The following is a 19,947-nucleotide window of genomic DNA, read 5'->3' as shown; positions in this document are numbered from 1 at the left end:
ATAGGATGAATACACTATTATCTGCAAAGAATGTTACGAAAATTTACAATAAGAATCAATTACCTGGACTGAATCAAGTATCTTTTGATATTGAATCAGGTGAGTTTATTGGGATTATGGGGGCTTCAGGATCTGGAAAGACAACTTTATTAAATATACTATCAACTATTGATACACCGACAGATGGAGATATTTTAATCAATGGAGTCAATCTTAAAGCACTTAATCATAACGAATCTGCGGATTTTAGGAAGGATCATTTAGGCTTTATTTTTCAAGAGTATTTTTTACTCGATAGTTTAACGGTCAAGGAAAATATTGCCGTGCCACTTACTCTGTTAAATAAATCTCCAAATGAAGTTGAATCGACTATAGAAAGCTTATCAAAGCGCTTTGGCATATTCGAACAATTATCAAAGTACCCTAGTCAACTTTCTGGAGGACAAAAGCAGAGGGTTGCGGCAGCAAGAGCAATTGCGAAACAGCCAAGTATATTATTTGCAGATGAACCAACTGGCGCATTAGATTCAAACGCTGCAACAGAGCTACTTCAAAAGTTAAGAGAGGTTAATGAGGATCTTCATACAACTATTTTGATGGTAACCCATGATGCTTATGCAGCAAGTTTCTCAAGTAGAATTCTAATATTTAAGGATGGGAGTATTTTGAAAGAATTAAAAAGAAACGACAAGGGAAAAAAAGAATTTTTTGAAGAGATATTAAAGGAAATCTCAAAAATTGATGAAAATCGATATTACTAAGAGTGTGAAAGGAAGGCATGACGATGGGCTTATTAACAATAGCAAAAAAGAATCTGAAGAATAACTTTTCCTTTTATTCATTCTATTTCATTTCAGTAGCATTTGTTTTAATGGTATTTTTCGCTTTTATTTCTTTTTCCATGAACGATATTATTATGGAGAAGATTTCATCTGATGGTAGAGTAGAAACAATGGCGAGAACGGTAGCAATCTTTGTTATGGCATTTGTACTATTCTATATGTCATACTCCAATACTTTCTTTATGAAAAAAAGAATGAAAGAGTTAGGAATTTATTCACTCTTGGGCTATCGAAAGTCAACCATGGTAAAATTACTAACCTTTGAAAATATAATAATTTGTTTTACCGCTCTAATTGTGGGTATCGTGCTGGGGGCAGTTGCTCATAAAGGAATTATAGAGGTGATAGTTAGAGTACTAAAATTAAACATTAATACTTCTGAAGTGCCATTAATGAATCTTGATTCGGTACGATTTACTTTTATTTTTATATTTGCTGTTTTGACTGTCTTGTTCTTTTCAAACTGGATCATCCTTCGAAAAAGTTCTTTACTTAATTTGGTGCGTTTAGAGAAAAAAGAAGAAAGACAGGTGAAAGTTAATATAACTTTATCGCTATTAGGATTATTCTTGATTTTGGCAGGATATTTCTTAGCTATTGATATTACAAGAGGAATCGAATCATTGTGGAAAACGATAGGATTTTCACCAATCGCACTTGTAACAATGTTAAGTGTAGTATTAGGGACAATCTTCTTTATTCACTCCTTTTTACCTTTTGCTATTCAAAAATTGAAGAAAAAGAAACACTGGTTTTATAAGGAATCGAATATTATTATCATCCCGAACTTTATATTTAAAATCCGTTCGAAGGCAAAAACTTTAATTTTGTTAACTTTATTAGCAGCAGGAACTTTGGCTATATTTGGCGCCACTATACTGACACTTTACTATCCAGTTGCTGCTACAGAACGTATTGTACCGTCAGCTATTGAGTTTCCAGTAGAAGATAAAGAATTGGTTATTAAAGCTATTAAAATTGTGCAAGATACTGTTGGAAAAGAAAACATGAATTACAAAGAAACAATCATTATTCAAGGAACATCCTCTTCCGAAAATTTGCCTAAAGAATATAGTGCAAAGAAAGAACATGGATTTGATCTTATTTCTGAGTCAGATTACAGGGAGCTAATAACTTTTCAAGGGAAAAATGTAGAATTCGAGAATTTAGCTCAATACGAAAGTATTTTAGTGAAATATAGGCCTGATAAAGAAAAGTTAGATAAAGGGAATACATACACTTTAAACGTAACATCTACAAATAGTGTGGATGTAAAAGTAAAAGAGACTACATTACTTAATCCAATTGGATTTGCCAATAGTGTAGGGACCCTTATTATTTCTGACAAACTTTATAAAGAAATAAAAGAATTAGGGCTTCCAGAAAAGACTATGATGAGTATGAACGGAATAGATATGAGAGATAACAAACAGGTCTATGAAAATCTAGCGCTACTATTTAAAGATAACAGTTATTTTACAAGTAGTTACCAAAAAAATGATTATATTATCCAGCAAAACAGCTCAACATTTCTACTCATTAGTTTTGTTACGATCATCTTTTTTATTGCAACAGGTAGCATACTTTATTTCCATAATCTTTCGAGTATGATATCAAATAAAAATGAATTTACAATTTTACAAAGAATGGGATATAGCAAGAAAAAAATCAAAAAGATAATAAAAAAAGAAATCTTTACGTTATTTAGCATCCCTTATATGTTAGGGCTAGCACATAGTATTTTCGCAGTGGTAGCATACAAAACGGCTTTAATGGACGATTTATTAGGAAAAAGCAGCGCCTTTATATTACCGATTCTTTTTGCAGTAACTATTTTTACAGTAGTTTATATCATTTATTATTTGTTAACAAAAAGAGCTTGCTATAAAATTATATTTAACGAGAAAAAGTAAAAATTTACAGATAAAGCTGATGATAATAAACAAGCATCAGCTTTATCTGTATGTAATCTAGTAAAGGTAAGTGAATCTATGAAAAAGTACTATGAGCAAAAACAAATTGTTATTTTAATGAATCAACTTTGTATGATTATTTTTTTATGTTATGAATTTTTGCGAGGGAATATTGCAGGAACAGAAAAGTTACTTCCACTAACGCTTATAACGCTAATGGTCATATATGGGGCGTATATTAGTTTTGTAAACATAAAAGAAAATAACACGTTATCAAAATTCTCCAAATTGCTCCTTTTTGCTTCATGGCAATTTTTACTTACACTTAATGGGAGTCAAATTTCTTATACATTAAGTATATTACTTAGTGTAGTCATTCTGTATAAGACAGTACAATTTTTGCTTTTGTTCTTTTTCCAAGATTCTATTTATGTTTATAAAAAAGAAACTGACTGGATTTTAAAGGTTATATGTGTATTGACGCTGGTTGCGAAAGTATTAAACGAAGAACTATTTGCCATTTTATTTTCATGTCAATGGATTTTTAGTTTTATTTGTATTATTTTTCTATTTTTGAAACATCGAAAACGAATTAAATTTATCTTTACAAGCGAAAAAAAACATTTACTTAAATCCGTTACGATTCTTATCATTCTCTTTATTGTGTATGCCCTGTTGTTTGCAAGAAACCCTGAATATTTAAGTAATGTAGGGTGGTATATCGTGATCCTATTACCTTTATTTAGTATTCATGCCATTGCTTTTAAAAGCCATCTATTTATAAAGCAATATTTTCTTTTAAAAGAAGAAAAAATGATATTCATGTTTTTATGTTGTATTGTTTTTATGAGTTCCCTTGGGATGCTGTTTAGATTTAATATGATTACCTATTTTATCATTATACATACGATCTTTTGGTTTGTTCTGCTTTATTTTACTCTATTATTTCAAGACGTAAAAAATAGGATTGTAAATGTGGATACAGAAGAACACAGAGCTGTGCCGGAAAGCTCTTATGTTCACAATTTGCTGCAGATAGCTAAAGAGGAGAAATTGAAAAGTCAGTTTTCTAATTATCTGCATGATGAAATATTGCAAGATATATTAGCAGTTAAAAATATGATGAATAAATCTAACAAAGAAGAAATTCATGAAATGATAGTAAAAACATTGGATAACTTAAACCGGTCTATACGTACACAAATGCAAGAATACCATCCAACATTATTAAAGACACACACATTAAAAAAGAATTATAGCAATTTGCTTGAGATGATACAGCAAAAATACGGAATGAAAAACATTGATATATCTTTTAATTGTAATGACAATTTATTCTTAGTTGAACCGTATAATCTTGTTATATACCGAATTTTAAAAGAATTGGTAACAAATGCATTCAAACATTCTGAATGCTCTCAGTTAGTTTTGAGTTTGGTACAAGAAAATAACAACATAGAACTTATCATAAAAGATAATGGGGTGGGTATGGGAAAGGAGAAGCATCCTATTCCAAATGAACATAGAGGATTGAATTCCATTAAAGAACAACTATTTTTGTTAAATGGTAACATGACAATTTCAGAATGTAAGCCTTCTGGTTTGTGTATTAGTATTGTTATCCCTATGAAAGGAGATGATTCCTATCAATATTTTATTAATAGATGATCACGCTTTGTTTTCAAAAAGTTTGGAGATAGCTTTAGAAGATTACCCTGAAATAGATAAATTCTATTCATTACAAAATGTTGAAAATGTTATCACAATCATGAAAGAGTTTCAGCCAGACATTATTTTAGTAGATATAAATTTAAGCAATATCAGTAGTGAAGACGGTTTAGAAATAGCAAAAAGTATTTTAGATAGTAAATATGAAACGAAAGTAGTGATATTAACAGGTTATGATTTACCTGTTTACCGATATGAAGCTCAAAAAATTGGTGTAAGTGGTTTTATTAATAAAAATGTTATGCCAGATAGGTTGCTGGAAATTTTAATTAAGATAAAGGAAGGCGGTTATTATTTTCCAATGTCCACGGACTATGTTGAAGAATTAACGGATAGTGAAAAACAAATTTTACAGCTATTATGTGGAGGATATAAGCGTAAAGAAATTGCGACTATGTTGTATGCTAGTGAGCGCACAATATCAAACCACATTCAACATATATTTAATAAGTTGGATGTTTCATCCGCATTAGAAGCTGTAACAAAAGGAATACAATTAGGGTATATTCAACCTTATTATAGAAGTTGTTAATGGAGCTCAGGACCTGTATTCAATACATTTCATTCAATGATGAATTTTTATAAAGTGGATACAGCAAGGGCTCGCAATATAGAAGGAAGTGGCTTAGGTTTATCTATTGTACATAAAATTGTTGAACTGCACCATGGGATCATTTCAGTGGAGGGTAAGAAAGGTGAAGGTACGACGTTTCGGATTGAAATTCCGAAATGATGAGAAGAGCTGATTTGAAATAGGTAGTTCCGTTTTCGGGGAGAAACATTCTAGATAATAAAAAGCATATCCATTCATATATGAGTGGATATGCTTTTTTGTTGATAATATTTAAGTAATATTTTAAAAAGAGGAAAAATTCCTGTAATTTCATGTTAAAATTTAGAAGTTATTTAGCGATGATAAAAGGGGAGAAAGAAATGTTACAAGCACTGATTTTTGATATGGATGGAACTTTATTCCAAACAGAAAAAATTTTAGAACTATCACTTGATGATACGTATAACCATTTACGATCACTCAATTTATGGGATGCAGCAACTCCTATCGATAAATACCGTGAGATAATGGGTGCACCTTTGCCAAAAGTTTGGGAAGCTTTGTTACCTAATCATTCTAGCGAAATAAGAGAACAAACGGATGCTTATTTTCTGGAAAGATTAGTTGAGAATATAAGAAGTGGGAAAGGGGCCTTATATCCTTATGTAAAGGAAGTGTTCAGTTATTTAAAAGAGAATAATTGTTCCATTTACATAGCGAGTAATGGTCTAACAGAATATTTACAAGCAATCGTGAGTTATTATAATTTGAATCATTGGGTTACTGAAACATGTAGTATTGAGCAAATCCAAACGCTTAATAAAGGTGATTTAGTTAAAACAATTATACAAAAATATGATATAAAAAAGGCAGCGGTAGTTGGAGATCGCCTATCCGATATAAATGCAGCGAAAGATAATGGTTTAATTGCAATTGGCTGTAATTTTGATTTTGCACAAGAAGATGAACTTGTACAGGCTGACTTGGTAATAAATGATTTAATGGAGCTAAAAACGATATTGCCTACATTTACGAAGCAAAAGGGAGCTTTAATTGAATAAGCGAAAATACAAAAGCGTTCAGATCGTGTATCTGAATCATTCGAATGAAAAAGTTTATCGAAATATATAAAGAATTTTAATGCAAGGAAAAATCGAAATGTTTTACAATATAGGGGTGACGCCACATCGCTATCAAGCTAAGAAATACAAATACCCCAAAACGAGAAAGTTGACATCTTCATGTGAAAATGTACATTTTTTTGTTTTGGGGTGTTATAAAATTTTTAAGTTGATGGACATGGAGAGGGCCCCCTTTTAGTAAAACCGGAGTGGAAATGATGAGTATAAATAGTTTTGTGAGATTGATAAAGAACGAATTATTAAAAGAGGTAAGCATAAGAAGTGAGGATGAATTTGAGCCTGTAGTAGTTAAAGATATTCCTAGACTTTGGAAGTGTTTAGGGACAGGTAATTATGCCGCAGTATTTATGCACAAAGAATACAAAGATTGGGTAGTGAAAGTTTATGCGCGAGAAGGAGAAGGAATTGAAAAAGAGTCAGAAGTATACCGAAGAATCGGAAATCATCCTTCTTATTCGAAGCTTATATATAAAGGAGAAAATTTCATAGTATTGAAACGTTTAAAAGAAATTACCTTATACGATGCTGTTCATAAGGGGATTAAAATTCCTAAGCAGGTAATCCTTGATATCAATGAAGCTTTAGAGTATGCAAGGGAACAAGGATTAACTCCTTATGATGTTCACGGGAAAAATGTGATGATGGAAAATGGAAGGGGATATGTAGTCGATGTATCTGATTTTTTAAAAACAAAAGAAGATAGTAAGTGGAGAGACCTAGAAAAGGCATATTTTACACTTTACTTGCCTTTCATTTATAAATTGCCTTTCCCTGTTAAAATACCGTATTTCATGTTAAACATTGTTAGACGTTCATATAGAAAATATAAGAAGCTTAAACAGAAATTCAAATTGTAAAAGGACCACATACTTATCTTTAGGTTAGATAAGTGAATCACTAGTAAATAAAAGGACCGTACATTTTAGATATGTCTAATATGTACGGTCCTAATTTTATAACTTCATGAAGGGGCATCGCGATTGTACTCATGCTACGTGTGACGGAGTTAATTCTTCCAAGTGATTTGTTTGGAATTTTTTTCTGTAATCTTTTGTTCATATTCCGTTCATATTTCTCTTTTAAGATGAGTACATAGAAAGAGATAGGAAGGAGCGAGCGAAATGTTTTTAGCTCTGCGTGAATTAAAACAATCAAAATTAAGATATGGATTAATCGGACTCATTATGGTTTTATTATCATTTTTAGTCCTTGTGATTTCTGGATTAGCAAATGGTCTGTCGTATGATAATGCATCATCGATTCAAAATATGGATGCAACAAAATTTGTATTAGCGGATGATGCGGAAAATAAATTACTCCGTTCACAAATTAAGCAAGACGATGTAGATGATGTAGTGGGGCAAGTAGATGAAAAAGATGCTGTGCCATTTCGTGTGAAAGTATCTACGTATGAGAAAAAGGATAGTTCAAAAAAAGTTGATATTGCAATTTTTGCAAGCGAGCGTGACACGTTCTTAGAACCAAAGATTGTACAAGGAAATGCATTAGGAACTGCGCAAGATGAAATGGTTGCTGACGAGTCAATTAAAGAAAAAGGGATAGACATTGGAGATACAATTATCGATCCAGTTTCTAAAAAAGAATTTAAAATCGTTGGTTTTACGAAAGATCAAATGTTTAGTCACACACCTGTTGTGTATGTGAATCAAGATGTATGGGGAGAAATCGCGCAGCCAAACCAAAAGGATTATAGCGCAATTGCACTTCGTACGGATAAGGAAGTAAAAAATGCACATGTAATCGAGAAAAAAGAAGTTCTTCAAAGCATTCCGGGTTTTAAAGAAGAACAAGGAACATTAACAATGATTATTGCATTCTTGCTTGTCATTGCAGCTTTATTAATCGGTGTATTCTTCTATGTGATTACACTACAAAAAACGCAGCAATTAGGTGTACTAAAAGCAATTGGAACGAAAAATTCGTATTTAGCAAATAGTTTAGTTGTGCAAGCGTTATTCTTATCGGTTGTTGCAATGGGGATCAGTATTGTACTTGTAGAAGGACTGCAAAAGATTTTACCGGAAGGCATGCCGTTCTTATTAACGACAGCAATGATTGGTCAATATGCAGGAATCTTTATTGTCATTAGTATATTAGGAACACTTATTTCTTTATATCAAGTATTAAAAGTTGATGCACTAGAAGCAATTGGAGGTGGCATGTAATGACTTCATTATTAAAATTAGAGGAAGTAAGTAAAGTATACGGCGAAGGAAATACAGAAGTAACAGCTCTTCATCCAATCTCACTTGATGTGAAGGCGGGAGAGTTTATCGGAATTGTTGGCCCCTCTGGATCAGGGAAAAGTACACTACTATCGATTGCGGGAGCGTTATTATCGCCATCAAAAGGAAACATTTATATTCGAGAACAAAATATTACAAGTTTATCAGAAAAGGAAATGACAGATATTCGTTTAAGAAAAATCGGATTCATTTTTCAGTTTGCAAATCTTGTTCCCTATTTAAATGTGAAAGAACAACTACTTTATATTGCAAAGTTAAAGAAAGAAGACAAAAAAGAATCTGAAAAGCGTGCGGATCATTTGTTAGCAGCTTTTGGATTATCTCAGAGAAAAAATCATTACCCAAATCAACTATCTGGCGGTGAAAAACAAAGGGTTGCAATTGCTCGTGCTTTCATGAATAATCCAGATTTAATATTAGCAGATGAACCAACAGCAAGCCTTGATTCAAAACGCGGACGCGAAGTTGTCGAAATGATGAAACGAGAAGTGAAAGAAAGTCAAAAAGCAGCGATTATGATTACGCATGATGAGAGAATGCTCGATGTATGTGATCGTATCTTAACGCTTAGAGATGGAAAGTTAGTGTAAGTATGATAGGAGAAAGCGCAGGGAGAGATTCCTGTGCTTTTTTTGTTTAGATGCTTTTTGGAATTAAATGTTATAATAATTATATTATTCTGTCACTTTAAGGGTAGGAGGAACAGTTTATGGACAGCCGTTTGTCAAAGTTAGCAGATATATTAGTCAATCATTCTACTAAAGTGCAACCTGGTGATCATGTATTGATTCAAAGTGTTACGGAAGTTGATCCTTTAGTCGTTCGGGAAATTGTGAAAACTGTTGAAAAGGCGGGTGGATATGCGCATGTATCAATGCGTGATGTATCTGTTACGCGCCAATTGATTTTATCGGGGTCTGAAGAACAATATAAAATGTTTGCAGATTGGGGGTGCTATCGTTTAAGTAAGATGCAGGTTTACATTAACCTACGTAGTCCCCGAAATGCCTATGAATTAGCTGATGTACCTCTAGATAAATTGAAAATGTATCAGAGGATATTTGGAAAAGCACAAAGTGAAGCTGTTTATAAAACAAGGTGGGTTACAACGAGAATTCCAAACGCTTCGGCAGCACAAGAAGCGAATATGAGTACAGAGTCATATGAAAAATTTTACTACGATGTTTGCACACTAGATTACAATAAAATGTCTAAAGCAATGGAACCATTGAAAGAATTAATGGAAAAAACGGATCAAGTCAAAATTATGGGGGAAGGTACGGATTTACATTTTTCAATAAAAGGAATTGGTGTCCTAAAAGGGGATGGAATAGATAATATACCTGATGGTGAAGTTTATACAGCACCTGTTAAAGAGTCTGTGAATGGTGTAATAACGTTTAATACGGTTTCTGTTCATCAAGGGTTTGCGTTTCATGATATCACTTTGAAAATTAAAAATGGGAAAATAGTAGAAGCGCGGGCAAACAGCGTGGAACGAATCAATCAAATACTTGATACGGATGAAGGTGCAAGATACATAGGTGAATTTGCATTAGCGTTTAACCCTTATATATTACACCCCATGAATAATACCCTGTTTGATGAGAAAATAAATGGTAGTTTTCATTTAGCGATTGGAGATTCATTACAAGGTGCAGATAATGGGAATAAATCAGCAATTCATTGGGATTTAGTAAATATTCAAAGACCGGATTATGGAGGCGGTGAAATTTGGTTTGATGATGTATTAATTAGAAAAGATGGTTGGTTTGTATTGCCAGAGTTATATGGACTAAATGAAGGGAATTTGAAATACAATTGATTATTATGTCAAAAACATGATGGAAAGTAGTAATAACTTGTACCTCATAGAAACTAATAGTTAGAAGGGAGGAAAAATATAGAAAAAGAAAATCATACATATGGAAGGCCTTATTGTTTTAATAGCGACAATTTATATCTATGCGTTATGTGATTTTAGCTGGTTGCTATTTTTCGTATTGCTTTTCGCACCGGACATTTCAATGTTCGCATATCTTATCAATAATCGGATTGGTGCGCAGATTTATAACCTGTTTCATACTTATATCGTATCCATATTACTTATTATGATAGGAGTGTTTTTTAAATTAGATACGATTCTTATGATTGGTCTCATATGGACAGCTCATATTGGGATGGATCGAATGTTTGGATATGGTCTTAAATATAAAACCGGTTTTAAGGATACACACATTCAAAAGTTATAAGATGAAGTTAATTCAACAATACCAAGTTGGTTAACCAGTTTTTGAACGAAAACACACAATGGTCAAGACCTAAATCGTAAAAATCCATAAAGAAAAAGGGGGATACATCATATATATGATGTATCCCCCTTTTTCTTTTGTTCTATAATCGCTGTCTGGCGATACAAAACAGGGAGACTTGAATTCCTCGGTTTATTCAAATTGATACGAATTGCCTTGATAAAAAAGTTTAACTATATCTCGAAAATTTCTTCAATTCCCTTCATTACTTCAAAGGCCCCAGAACTTTTATTTGAAAGGATTGCTGCCATGATTCCTGATTTAGGATAAAAAGCAGAATGGAAGCTTACGCCAGGGTCATATCCCATTACATGATACTTCATTATAGATTCTTCACTTTTCGTGATCCAAAGTCCATATCCATAATCTACCCCATCTTTCACATGTATTTGTGAATGTAAAAGTGTTTCTGTGCATTCTTTACTTAAAAGTTGATGATGAAACAATGCCTCCCAAAATTTGATCATATCTGATGGTGTGATAAAAGCACCTCCATCAGCTCCACCTTTTATTGGAATCGAGTAGGTATTTGTCCTCCATGTTCCATCTTTATTGTCTATGTACCCATAGGCAGTGTTTTTAGGGAGTCGATCTAAAGGGAAATATCCTGAATCATTCATTCCGCATCGCTGGAAGAGATTTGCTTCAATATAGTCGGTAAAAGACAGTCCTGATTGTTGTTCCACAATTAAACCTAAAACAATAAATCCAGCATTATTGTAGTGGAATTTTTCACCAGGTTGAAACATCATCTCTCCATTTTGAAATAAAGGAAGAAAATCCTTTGCGTCATTCAAGAGATACATAGGTGTTTGTTTCCAAAGGTCTTCAAAGTTCTCCATGACTTGTTCATTAAAATAGTCCGGTATTCCAGAACTGTGAGTCAAAAGGTGATGAATGGTTATCTCCTTGTTAAAATGCGGAAATTGTATGTTCAAACAATCTTCAAGACGAGTTTCAAATGATAGGAAACCTTTTTCAACGAGTTGGCAAATCGCAACAGCTGTAAACAACTTACAGCCAGATGCGATTCCAAAGCGTGTATGAACAGTATTCAACTTTTGATCAGCCCTGTTTGCATAACCAAATGCGGATTCAAATAGGACTCCATGGTTATCCTTGATGGAAATAGCTCCAGAAAATTGTTCATCTATTATGTTATGAATTGCCTTAGTATGGTTAAAAACTCGATTGCTCAAAATGAATCCTCCTCATGAATCGATAGTAATGTAGTATTTCTCTTTTCAAAGTGAAAGTCCTTTTATTCATTCTGCAAAAGTCCCTAAGTTTCTGTCATATTAACAGGACGTACATTCTCAAGAATAAAAAAATAGCCCCTTTCATCAAGGGGCATTTTCATTCTTGGTTATTTCGATGATTCAATGTATCCGTTCCATACAGAATTAGAGTCTGCAATAAGCTTTTTTCAGGTTGAAGAGCAATGTGTATCTTCGATGTGTTCTATTGTTTTACAACGTGAATGTAATGAATCGTTTCAAAGGCAGATAAGTAATCGTTTCGATTCTTAAAATGAAGGTCGTGAATTTGAGCCGGTGATAGGTGTTCATAAATTAATAAACCGGACTTTTCTAACATCTTCTCGATTTCAAAGTAAGAAAAACATGATTTCATTGGTTCTCCGCCTATTGAAGCTATTTTTACCATATTTTCAACTCTATTAGAGGTTCCTTTTGCTTCGAATAGTTTTTCGTCTGCATAATCAAAAACAATCGAACTTCCTCGTGGAACCTTGGTGAATACATAATCTATTAAACTTGAAACTTCCTCTTTCGTTAAATAGTATGAAACACCTAAAAGACTAAAGAACGTCTTTTTGTTATCAAATCCTTCATCTATTAGGTTTTGATAAGACAATTTTTTAGTGAAGTCCATAGAAACAAAATGAAGGTTACTTGGGATTTTTAAATTAGCCTCATCCAATCTTTTCTTTTTAAATTCCTGTGTAGCGGGATGATCAATTTCGAATATTTCTAAGCTGTTTTCCAATTCTGGATGTCGAAAACTAAAAGTATCTAACCCGGCACCAAGTATGACATATTGTTTTAACCCTAACATCACTTCATTAAGTAATACTTTTTCGCAATACGCAGCACGTGATAAGGCTATTGGAGAAAGTTGTACTTGTGTAATCCATTTTAATATTTCATCTGTATTTCCCTCGAATTTTTGTGCGATATCTTTGTTGAAGAAATGTATGCCTTGAACCATATTCTTTTTGATGTCGTTATATTCTTTTTCTGAAATTAAGTCTTTAGCTATATAATCATTAAAGATTTTAGGGGTATCAAATTGACTATGATAGGCTCTGCCAAAAGCTGATATTAACGAAGTTATACTTGACTCATCTTTCTTCATACAAACACACTCCTTCATTTTAGAACAAAAAATAGGATTCCCCTGGCCAGGAGAATCCTATTATATACACAAAAATAATAAAAGTAAATTATATCACAAATAAATTATTTTGTAAAGATATAAATGGTGGTTATAATTGTTTTTGTACAAATGGTGATATCTAATAAGTTTTAACTCCGTTTTGCATCATTAGAGTCGCTTTACGTGGATGAATCAAGTATACTGAGAAATGTTTCCTGAAAAGCACTCGTTCTGAGAACTTCCTGAAATGATTTGAAGTACATATAGTTTTCTTTCATTGAATATATAGGGGCTGTTATCAGTAAGTAGAGAGTGCTAGGATATCGTGAATAGAAAAGGAGAGTTAGTATGAATTTAGCAAAATTCCCTAGAAAGACATATACAGAATCACATACACCAATTGAAAAGTTAAACCATTTTTCGGAAGTGCTTGGCGGGCCTTCTATTTATTTTAAAAGAGATGATTTACTTGGCTTAACGGCAGGTGGAAATAAAACGAGAAAATTAGAGTTTCTTGTGGCAGATGCACAAGAAAAAGGCGCAGATACGTTAATTACGGCTGGTGGTATTCAGTCCAATCATTGCCGATTAACGTTAGCAGCGGCGGTAAAAGAGAAAATGAAATGTATTCTTGTATTAGAAGAAGGCCTTAAACCAGAAGAGAAACCAGATTTTAATGGGAATTACTTCTTATATCATTTATTAGGTGCTGAGAACGTTATTGTTGTGCCAAACGGAGCAGACCTTATGGATGAGATGCAAAAAGTGGCGAAAGAAGTAACAGAACAAGGCCATACGCCATACGTTATTCCAGTGGGCGGATCGAACCCTACTGGCGCAATGGGATATGTTGCTTGTGCACAAGAAATTATGGCGCAATCATTTGAGCAAGGAATAGATTTCAATACGGTTGTTTGTGTAAGTGGAAGCGGGGGCATGCATGCTGGTTTGATTACTGGATTTTATGGGAATCAAACTGGAATCCCGGTAATCGGAATCAATGTAAGCCGCGGAAAAGCTGAACAAGAAGAAAAGGTATTCAAACTTGTGGAAGAAACATCAGCACATGTTGGCATTCCAAACTTTATTCCGCGTGAGGCAGTAACATGCTTTGATGAATATGTTGGGCCAGGATATGCATTACCAACGCCAGAAATGGTGGAAGCTGTTCAGCTATTAGCAAAAACAGAAGGGATTTTACTAGATCCAGTCTATACAGGAAAAGCAGTAGCTGGACTCATTGATTTAATCCGTAAAGGTACATTTAAGAAAGAGGATAATATTTTATTTGTACACTCAGGTGGTTCACCGGCGTTATATGCGAATACTTCGTTATTTTCCTAATATATAAGAAGCTCAGCACCCTTTAGTTTGGTGCTGAGTTTTTCTGTAAGCTTCGCATGTCTATCTTGAACTAGTTATGAAAAAATTGCTCATCTAACCAAGTTACTACTTTTTCAATCATTGAAATGCTTATAGAGTGATTGATATTTTGGTATAGCACAAATGTGATGTTAGAGGTTGTATCTTGATCATGCGATTGTACTTTTTCATAAAGTCTTTGTTGGCCAAGAGGGAAGATAACGGTATCATTTGCCCCGTGTAGTAATAGTATAGGTCTATTATGAATACGTTCAATAGACTCAATAGGATCCATTTTTCTAATCATATGAATTTCACTTGAGGCATTTGAACCTTGCTTTTGAAAAATCTCTTCAGAAGTCATCCAAGCTCCTGAACCATTTATATTAATAAGTTCATCAATTTTTGAGTCCTTCATAAAAGCTCCTGAAGATATAAATCCACCCATTGAACTTCCGAGAACTACAATTTTATGATCTAAGCAGTATTCACTCTCATAGATACAAGTAAATAAATCATTTATATCATGTTTAACAGTATGTAAAATGGTTTTCCAGAAATATTGTTCCATTATCGGTTTAGAAAAATAATCTATCAAAGGTTCACGTGAATCATGATAGATAATCTCTGGCACAATGACTGTATATCCAAAGTTAGCTAAAATCGTACCTAAAAATGTTTGATGATACATGCTAGAACCCCATCCATGATATAAAACAATTGTTATTTTTTTATCTTGTTGCGTAGGTTGTAACAATAAACAATTCAAATGTCCTAGTTGAATTCTTGCTTGATTCATTGCATATGTTCCTTTCTATGAACAAAAAGAGGTCTAATTATCTTTCCGTCTCAAAAAATTCAATCCACTCCCCATCAGGACCAGCAAAGAAAATATAACGTGTTCCATCAGGTAATGTTTCAATTTCGTCACTTAACAAAAAAGTGACCTTTAACTTCTTCAGTCTTTCAATCTCATCTTCTAAAGAATCCACTTTGAAGCAAATATGATGTACTTTTCCTTCTGCCGGAAGAGAAGGATTATAACCTTCAATTAATTCAAGAATGGTTTCTTGTGCGCCTTCTACACCTAAAAAAGCGAGCTTTAAGTTTGGGTTTGGATGTCCCATACGTTTAATCAGTTTTAGTCCAACTATTTCTTCATAAAATGAAATCGACGTTTCTAAGTCTGCAACCATGATTCCGACGTGTTCGATTCTTCTTACTGGCATATTGATTCCTTCTTTCCATAAATTTCTTACGTATCATAATATTGAAAATTAAGAAAATAAGCAAGATATAAATCTTGCTTATTTTATCGTGTTCTATGATATAGTGAGAAAGTATGTTTGGAGAGAAGGAAGGAGATTATGATATGAATACAACTTCGCAAACTCCTTCATTAACGGAAACGATGAAAGAGTGGCATCAAGCGTTAGCATATGAAATTAAACATTGGAAAACGATAGGCGGCAGTAAGTTATCGATTATAAATGGCCGTTTTCTATATACAGATTATGAAAGTACGGTATATGTATTTCAGCTTATTTCGGAAGTAAGCTTACCTGATGGTACACCGATTCGAATTGAATTTGATGGTGAAGAAGCAACAGGGGAAGTATTGTCTGTACATGGATTAGAAATCGAACTGAAATTAAATGATTATATACAAGGTGAAATAAGAGAAGCGATTTTATATAGTGAACCGTGGCAATTGTTAGAGCAGTTGCAAGAACGGTTGAAAGAAATACGAAAAGATAAACAAAAACGTCAGCGGGTAAAACGTCTTTTAGATGGAAAGAGTACACCAAAGCATGTGGAGAAAATGAAAAATCCGAAGAATGAACTTGCGTATCGTTCTTTTTATAATCCGACGACATATGTTTGGGGACCACCTGGAACAGGAAAGTCTTATAACTTATCACGTATTATTTCCGCCCATTATCAAAAAGGAAAATCAGTACTTGTACTTGCTCATAGTAATGCGGCAGTTGATGTATTAATGAGTGAAGTGACAAAGCAAATCGAAAAGAAAGACAAATGGACACCGGGAGAAATTGTCCGGTATGGATTTAGTCAACATGAACATATACGGAATCATGATACGTTGCTAGCTTCTAGATTAGTGGAGACGACGAATGGATCATGGGGAGAAGAAAAGCTTTATTTAGAAGAAATGCGCCAAGATCTTCGTCAAAAAATCTTATCGTATAAAGCAACTTCTTCTGATAAAAAGCGTATGCAACAAATTGAAGGAGATCTTAGAAAACAAAGAGCGAAAATTAAAGAAGTAGAAAGAGAATATATTGAAAATGCACAAGTAATTGGTGCAACGTTATCGAAATGTGCAATTGATTCTCTTGTTTATGAACGAACATTTGACTTAGTCGTTGTGGATGAAGTGAGTATGGCATACGTGCCACAAATCGCATTAGCTGCTTCTCTTGGTAAGAGAGTTGTCATTTGTGGTGATTTTTTACAATTACCTCCAATTGCGATGGCAAATCATGAGCTCGTTAGAAAGTGGCTCGGAGAAGATATGTTTTACCATGCGGGGATTGTGCAATCGGTAAATAGTTATGAAGCGCATCCGAATTTATTTATGCTACAAGAACAAAGACGTATGCATGCGGATATATCTAAATTTACAAACTCATTTATTTACAAAAATAGAGTGTTTGATCATCCTTCTGTTTCGGCAAGGCAGGAATTAGCAGAATTACAGCCATTTGCAAATGAAGCGACAGCTCTGTTTGATACAAGTTTGATGGGAGCTTATTCTTTAAAAGATGCAGCTTCTGGTTCGCGTTTTAATATGATGTCTGGCTTAGTTGCCATGCAGATGATTTTAATTGGATTATTAGATGGCGTTCAATCGATTGGAGTGGTAACGCCATATCGCGCGCAGTCCCGTTTCTTATCAACATGTATACGAGAAATGCTGCAAAAAACGAAGTATCGAAATACACCGATTCTAGCGGCGACGGTGCATAAATTCCAAGGATCTGAACGAGACATGATGATTTTTGATACAGTAGACAGTTATCCGCAAGAAAGACCTGGTGTGTTATTCTTTGATCATAAAAATCATCGCCTTGTAAACGTTGCGGTAACGAGGGCAAGAGGGAAGTTCATTCAGTTGTCAGATTGTCAATATATGCGGAAAAATCTTTCTAGAAAACAAGCGTTATCACATTTAACAGCGCATTTAGAAAGGCACGGGAATGTGTATGATCGGACTACTTCGCGTCCGTTGTTAGAACGAAAAATTACAAAACGCCTGCGCTGGTTTATGCAAATGAATTTGGAAGAAACGAAAGTATTATTAAAAGACATACTGTCAGCAAAACAAAAAATTATTATTTCGCTTCCAAGTACAAGACAAGTAGATAAAAGAGTATGGCAGGCATTAATGCGGACAGAGGCGCAAGTCACAATATATAGCGATGGACCCATTCCATTAAAAAATGTGAGAGTACAAAGGCAAAATAAATCACTTCCATTTGTATGTATTGATGATGAAATCATTTGGATAGGTGCCCCGTTAACATCGCAAATGATCTTTGAAGGAAGTCCAGAATTCCCTTATATATGTGCAAGATTACAAGCGCCTGAAACAATTGGCGTTTTAAAAGGATTTTTAGATATTCGGTAAAATCGGATCGGAATTCCTTGACATTTAGTTGGAATAAAACTAGAATGGAAATAATTTAATGTAATTTTATGAAAATAAAAACAATTTTCTTATCAAGAGAGGTAGAGGGACTGGCCCTATGAAACCTCGGCAGCGGATTCAATATGAATACTGTGCCAATTCCAGCAAGTGAAAGACTTGAAAGATAAGAAAGCAGGCATTTTTGAATCTGTATTTTTCAAGCCTCTTTCTATCTTTTAGAAAGAGGCTTTTTTATGTGGAAATTTAAAGGAGGAATGGAGAAATGGGAACAGCACAAGTAACGTCACACCGAAATAGTATTACGGAAAATATAGAAAGCAATAAAGAAAAATACTTAAAAACAAGTCACGATATACATGCCAACCCTGAAATCGGCAATCAAGAATTTTTTGCATCTAGAACATTAAGCTTACTATTAGGTAGTGCAGGGTTTCAATTACAGCACAACATCGCAGGACATGAAACAGGGTTTATCGCGCGGAAAAGTTCAGGAAAACAAGGACCAGCGATTGCCTTTTTAGCAGAATATGATGCTCTGCCTGGACTCGGGCATGCGTGTGGTCATAATTTAATTGGAACAATTAGCGTTGCAGCAGCGATCGCATTAGCAGAAATCATCGAAGAAATTGGCGGTGAAATTGTTGTATTTGGAACACCAGCAGAAGAAGGTGGAGAAAATGGAAGTGCAAAGGCAAGCTATGTGAAAGCAGGTTTGTTTAACAATATCGATGCAGCACTTATGATTCATCCAAACGGAAAGACAGCAACGACAAGTCCGTCACTAGCAGTTGATCCACTTGATTTTCATTTTTACGGAAAATCGGCACATGCGGCTGCGTCACCTGAAGAAGGAATTAATGCGTTAGATGCAATCATTCAGCTTTACAATGGGATTAATGCACTTCGTCAACAACTGCCATCAGATGTGAAAATTCATGGTGTCATTACGGAAGGGGGAAAGGCACCAAATATTATTCCCGATTATGCAGCAGCACGCTTTTTCATTCGCGCAGCAACACGTAAAAGATGTATTGAAATAACTGAAAAAGTACGAAATATTGCAAAGGGAGCTGCATTAGCAACAGGAACAACAGTGAAAATTAATCAGTTCCAAAATGAAATTGATGAATTATTAGTGACGAAAACATTTAATGAAGTAATTGCTGAGGAATTAGAAAACCTTGGTGAAGAGGTAAGTCGTAAAGAGAGACTTGGGATCGGTTCAACAGATGCAGGGAATGTAAGTCAAGTTGTCCCAACGATTCATCCTTATATCAAAATTGGTCCAGATAACTTAATCGCCCATACGAATGAATTTAGAGAAGCAGCCCGTTCTGAACTTGGGGATAAAGCGTTACTTACATCGGCAAAAGCATTAGCATACACTGCTTACTGGTTAATTACAGAAGAAGGAACGCTTGATCAAATTAAGGAGGAGTTTAAGGAAGCGCAGCGAAATCAGTAATGAAATTAGTGAAAAGGTTTGGAGGGAATCTCTGAACCTTTTTACATGATTATGGTAGATTATCATCATTATTGTGGTTATCAGGTTGCTTGAATTGGAATTTTGTGAAGAAGACACTTGGAATGATAGAAGAGGGAATCGAGCTGAAATTACTGAACGAACATTTGAAAGTGTATAAAACGAGGGGAGAAGGGTTATCAACATTAATAAAGTAAGCGCCAAATATTCCCCACCTGTCATTTGTAAATAACCCATGAGAAAATCTCCTTACATATGAAGTGAACCCAAAAAGT

General features: G+C 34.0%; 17 protein-coding genes, 2 pseudogenes and 1 riboswitch. Of the genes and pseudogenes, 15 read left to right on the top strand and 4 right to left on the bottom strand.

The features are described from left to right. Positions 1-5 precede the first annotated feature (5 nt). The 11 genes and pseudogenes from CN373_RS15810 to CN373_RS15760 all read left to right on the top strand — a co-directional run bounded on the left by CN373_RS15810 (position 6) and on the right by CN373_RS15760 (position 10,697). Positions 6-761, top strand: a complete 756-nt coding sequence (locus tag CN373_RS15810) for an ABC transporter ATP-binding protein (protein WP_098359686.1) — start codon at positions 6-8, stop codon at positions 759-761. 23 nt (positions 762-784) lie between these two features. Next, complete coding sequence (locus tag CN373_RS15805; RefSeq protein ID WP_098359685.1) at positions 785-2,755, top strand: FtsX-like permease family protein; 1,971 nt, start codon at positions 785-787, stop codon at positions 2,753-2,755. A 78-nt stretch (positions 2,756-2,833) separates the two neighbouring features. Then, a complete protein-coding gene (locus CN373_RS15800; protein ID WP_000761145.1) occupies positions 2,834-4,423 on the top strand; it encodes an ATP-binding protein in 1,590 nt (529 codons plus the stop codon). After that, complete coding sequence (locus tag CN373_RS15795; protein ID WP_000612315.1) at positions 4,392-5,015, top strand: response regulator transcription factor; 624 nt, start codon at positions 4,392-4,394, stop codon at positions 5,013-5,015. Before CN373_RS15800 ends, CN373_RS15795 begins: the two co-directional genes overlap by 32 nt. Before the next feature lie 45 nt (positions 5,016-5,060). Beyond that, positions 5,061-5,216: pseudogene (locus tag CN373_RS15790) on the top strand (ATP-binding protein); the annotation flags it as partial. 200 nt (positions 5,217-5,416) lie between these two features. Beyond that, positions 5,417-6,097 carry an HAD family hydrolase gene (locus tag CN373_RS15785; RefSeq protein WP_053329721.1) on the top strand — a complete coding sequence of 227 codons (681 nt, stop codon included), beginning with the start codon at positions 5,417-5,419 and terminating at the stop codon, positions 6,095-6,097. A gap of 278 nt (positions 6,098-6,375) precedes the next feature. Further along, positions 6,376-7,035 carry a serine/threonine protein kinase gene (locus CN373_RS15780; protein WP_098359684.1) on the top strand — a complete coding sequence of 220 codons (660 nt, stop codon included), beginning with the start codon at positions 6,376-6,378 and terminating at the stop codon, positions 7,033-7,035. Between the two features lie 264 nt (positions 7,036-7,299). Next, the gene (locus CN373_RS15775; protein ID WP_000477726.1) at positions 7,300-8,364 is read left to right on the top strand and encodes an ABC transporter permease; all 1,065 of its coding nucleotides are present in this window, start codon (positions 7,300-7,302) and stop codon (positions 8,362-8,364) included. Next, positions 8,364-9,035 carry an ABC transporter ATP-binding protein gene (locus CN373_RS15770; RefSeq protein WP_000202617.1) on the top strand — a complete coding sequence of 224 codons (672 nt, stop codon included), beginning with the start codon at positions 8,364-8,366 and terminating at the stop codon, positions 9,033-9,035. Before CN373_RS15775 ends, CN373_RS15770 begins: the two co-directional genes overlap by 1 nt. A gap of 119 nt (positions 9,036-9,154) precedes the next feature. Beyond that, complete coding sequence (locus CN373_RS15765; RefSeq protein ID WP_000378345.1) at positions 9,155-10,270, top strand: aminopeptidase; 1,116 nt, start codon at positions 9,155-9,157, stop codon at positions 10,268-10,270. 91 nt (positions 10,271-10,361) lie between these two features. Further along, positions 10,362-10,697, top strand: a complete 336-nt coding sequence (locus CN373_RS15760; protein WP_276307609.1) for a DUF4260 domain-containing protein — start codon at positions 10,362-10,364, stop codon at positions 10,695-10,697. 233 nt (positions 10,698-10,930) lie between these two features. Here CN373_RS15760 and CN373_RS15755 read toward each other — a convergent pair whose 3' ends face one another. Together CN373_RS15755 and CN373_RS15750 are read right to left on the bottom strand one after the other, a co-directional pair. Further along, complete coding sequence (locus tag CN373_RS15755) at positions 10,931-11,956, bottom strand: serine hydrolase domain-containing protein (RefSeq protein ID WP_000071278.1); 1,026 nt, start codon at positions 11,954-11,956, stop codon at positions 10,931-10,933. A 262-nt stretch (positions 11,957-12,218) separates the two neighbouring features. Continuing rightward, entirely contained in the window at positions 12,219-13,133 is a 915-nt protein-coding gene (locus CN373_RS15750; RefSeq protein ID WP_000710709.1) for a class I SAM-dependent methyltransferase, read from the bottom strand. 369 nt (positions 13,134-13,502) lie between these two features. On the opposite strand from CN373_RS15750, the gene CN373_RS15745 reads away from it, so the two are divergent. Continuing rightward, entirely contained in the window at positions 13,503-14,498 is a 996-nt protein-coding gene (locus CN373_RS15745; RefSeq protein ID WP_098359682.1) for a D-cysteine desulfhydrase, read from the top strand. Between the two features lie 70 nt (positions 14,499-14,568). On the opposite strand, the gene CN373_RS15740 is transcribed toward CN373_RS15745, so the two are convergent. Both CN373_RS15740 and CN373_RS15735 read right to left on the bottom strand, forming a co-directional pair. Next, entirely contained in the window at positions 14,569-15,315 is a 747-nt protein-coding gene (locus CN373_RS15740; RefSeq protein WP_098359681.1) for an alpha/beta hydrolase family protein, read from the bottom strand. 37 nt (positions 15,316-15,352) lie between these two features. Continuing rightward, positions 15,353-15,745 (bottom strand): VOC family protein, encoded by a 393-nt coding sequence (locus CN373_RS15735; RefSeq protein ID WP_001145262.1) that lies wholly within the window; start codon positions 15,743-15,745, stop codon positions 15,353-15,355. A 113-nt stretch (positions 15,746-15,858) separates the two neighbouring features. On the opposite strand from CN373_RS15735, the gene CN373_RS15730 reads away from it, so the two are divergent. The 3 genes and pseudogenes from CN373_RS15730 to CN373_RS25865 all read left to right on the top strand — a co-directional run. After that, complete coding sequence (locus CN373_RS15730; protein WP_111901889.1) at positions 15,859-18,168, top strand: AAA domain-containing protein; 2,310 nt, start codon at positions 15,859-15,861, stop codon at positions 18,166-18,168. Between the two features lie 86 nt (positions 18,169-18,254). Continuing rightward, a riboswitch (SAM riboswitch) is annotated at positions 18,255-18,359 on the top strand. 92 nt (positions 18,360-18,451) lie between these two features. Next, entirely contained in the window at positions 18,452-19,654 is a 1,203-nt protein-coding gene (locus tag CN373_RS15725) for a M20 family metallopeptidase (RefSeq protein WP_098359679.1), read from the top strand. A gap of 44 nt (positions 19,655-19,698) precedes the next feature. Then, a pseudogene (locus CN373_RS25865) lies at positions 19,699-19,869 on the top strand (aminoglycoside phosphotransferase family protein); the annotation flags it as partial. Positions 19,870-19,947: the final 78 nt, after the last annotated feature.

Source organism: Bacillus cereus (assembly GCF_002561295.1).
GTDB lineage: Bacteria > Bacillota > Bacilli > Bacillales > Bacillaceae_G > Bacillus_A > Bacillus_A cereus_S.
Note: the sequence above shows the minus strand (reverse complement) of the source record. Positions and strands in the feature narration are given on the sequence as shown.

Bases quoted from the DNA above. Each gene is read 5' to 3' on its own strand.
- CN373_RS15810 (WP_098359686.1), top strand. From the start codon at position 6: ATGAATACACTATTATCTGCAAAGAATGTTACGAAAATTTACAATAAG.
- CN373_RS15805 (WP_098359685.1), top strand. From the start codon at position 785: ATGGGCTTATTAACAATAGCAAAAAAGAATCTGAAGAATAACTTTTCC.
- CN373_RS15800 (WP_000761145.1), top strand. From the start codon at position 2,834: ATGAAAAAGTACTATGAGCAAAAACAAATTGTTATTTTAATGAATCAA.
- CN373_RS15795 (WP_000612315.1), top strand. From the start codon at position 4,392: ATGATTCCTATCAATATTTTATTAATAGATGATCACGCTTTGTTTTCA.
- CN373_RS15785 (WP_053329721.1), top strand. From the start codon at position 5,417: ATGTTACAAGCACTGATTTTTGATATGGATGGAACTTTATTCCAAACA.
- CN373_RS15780 (WP_098359684.1), top strand. From the start codon at position 6,376: ATGAGTATAAATAGTTTTGTGAGATTGATAAAGAACGAATTATTAAAA.
- CN373_RS15775 (WP_000477726.1), top strand. From the start codon at position 7,300: ATGTTTTTAGCTCTGCGTGAATTAAAACAATCAAAATTAAGATATGGA.
- CN373_RS15770 (WP_000202617.1), top strand. From the start codon at position 8,364: ATGACTTCATTATTAAAATTAGAGGAAGTAAGTAAAGTATACGGCGAA.
- CN373_RS15765 (WP_000378345.1), top strand. From the start codon at position 9,155: ATGGACAGCCGTTTGTCAAAGTTAGCAGATATATTAGTCAATCATTCT.
- CN373_RS15750 (WP_000710709.1), bottom strand. From the start codon at position 13,133: ATGAAGAAAGATGAGTCAAGTATAACTTCGTTAATATCAGCTTTTGGC.
- CN373_RS15745 (WP_098359682.1), top strand. From the start codon at position 13,503: ATGAATTTAGCAAAATTCCCTAGAAAGACATATACAGAATCACATACA.
- CN373_RS15740 (WP_098359681.1), bottom strand. From the start codon at position 15,315: ATGAATCAAGCAAGAATTCAACTAGGACATTTGAATTGTTTATTGTTA.
- CN373_RS15735 (WP_001145262.1), bottom strand. From the start codon at position 15,745: ATGCCAGTAAGAAGAATCGAACACGTCGGAATCATGGTTGCAGACTTA.
- CN373_RS15730 (WP_111901889.1), top strand. From the start codon at position 15,859: ATGTTTGGAGAGAAGGAAGGAGATTATGATATGAATACAACTTCGCAA.
- CN373_RS15725 (WP_098359679.1), top strand. From the start codon at position 18,452: ATGGGAACAGCACAAGTAACGTCACACCGAAATAGTATTACGGAAAAT.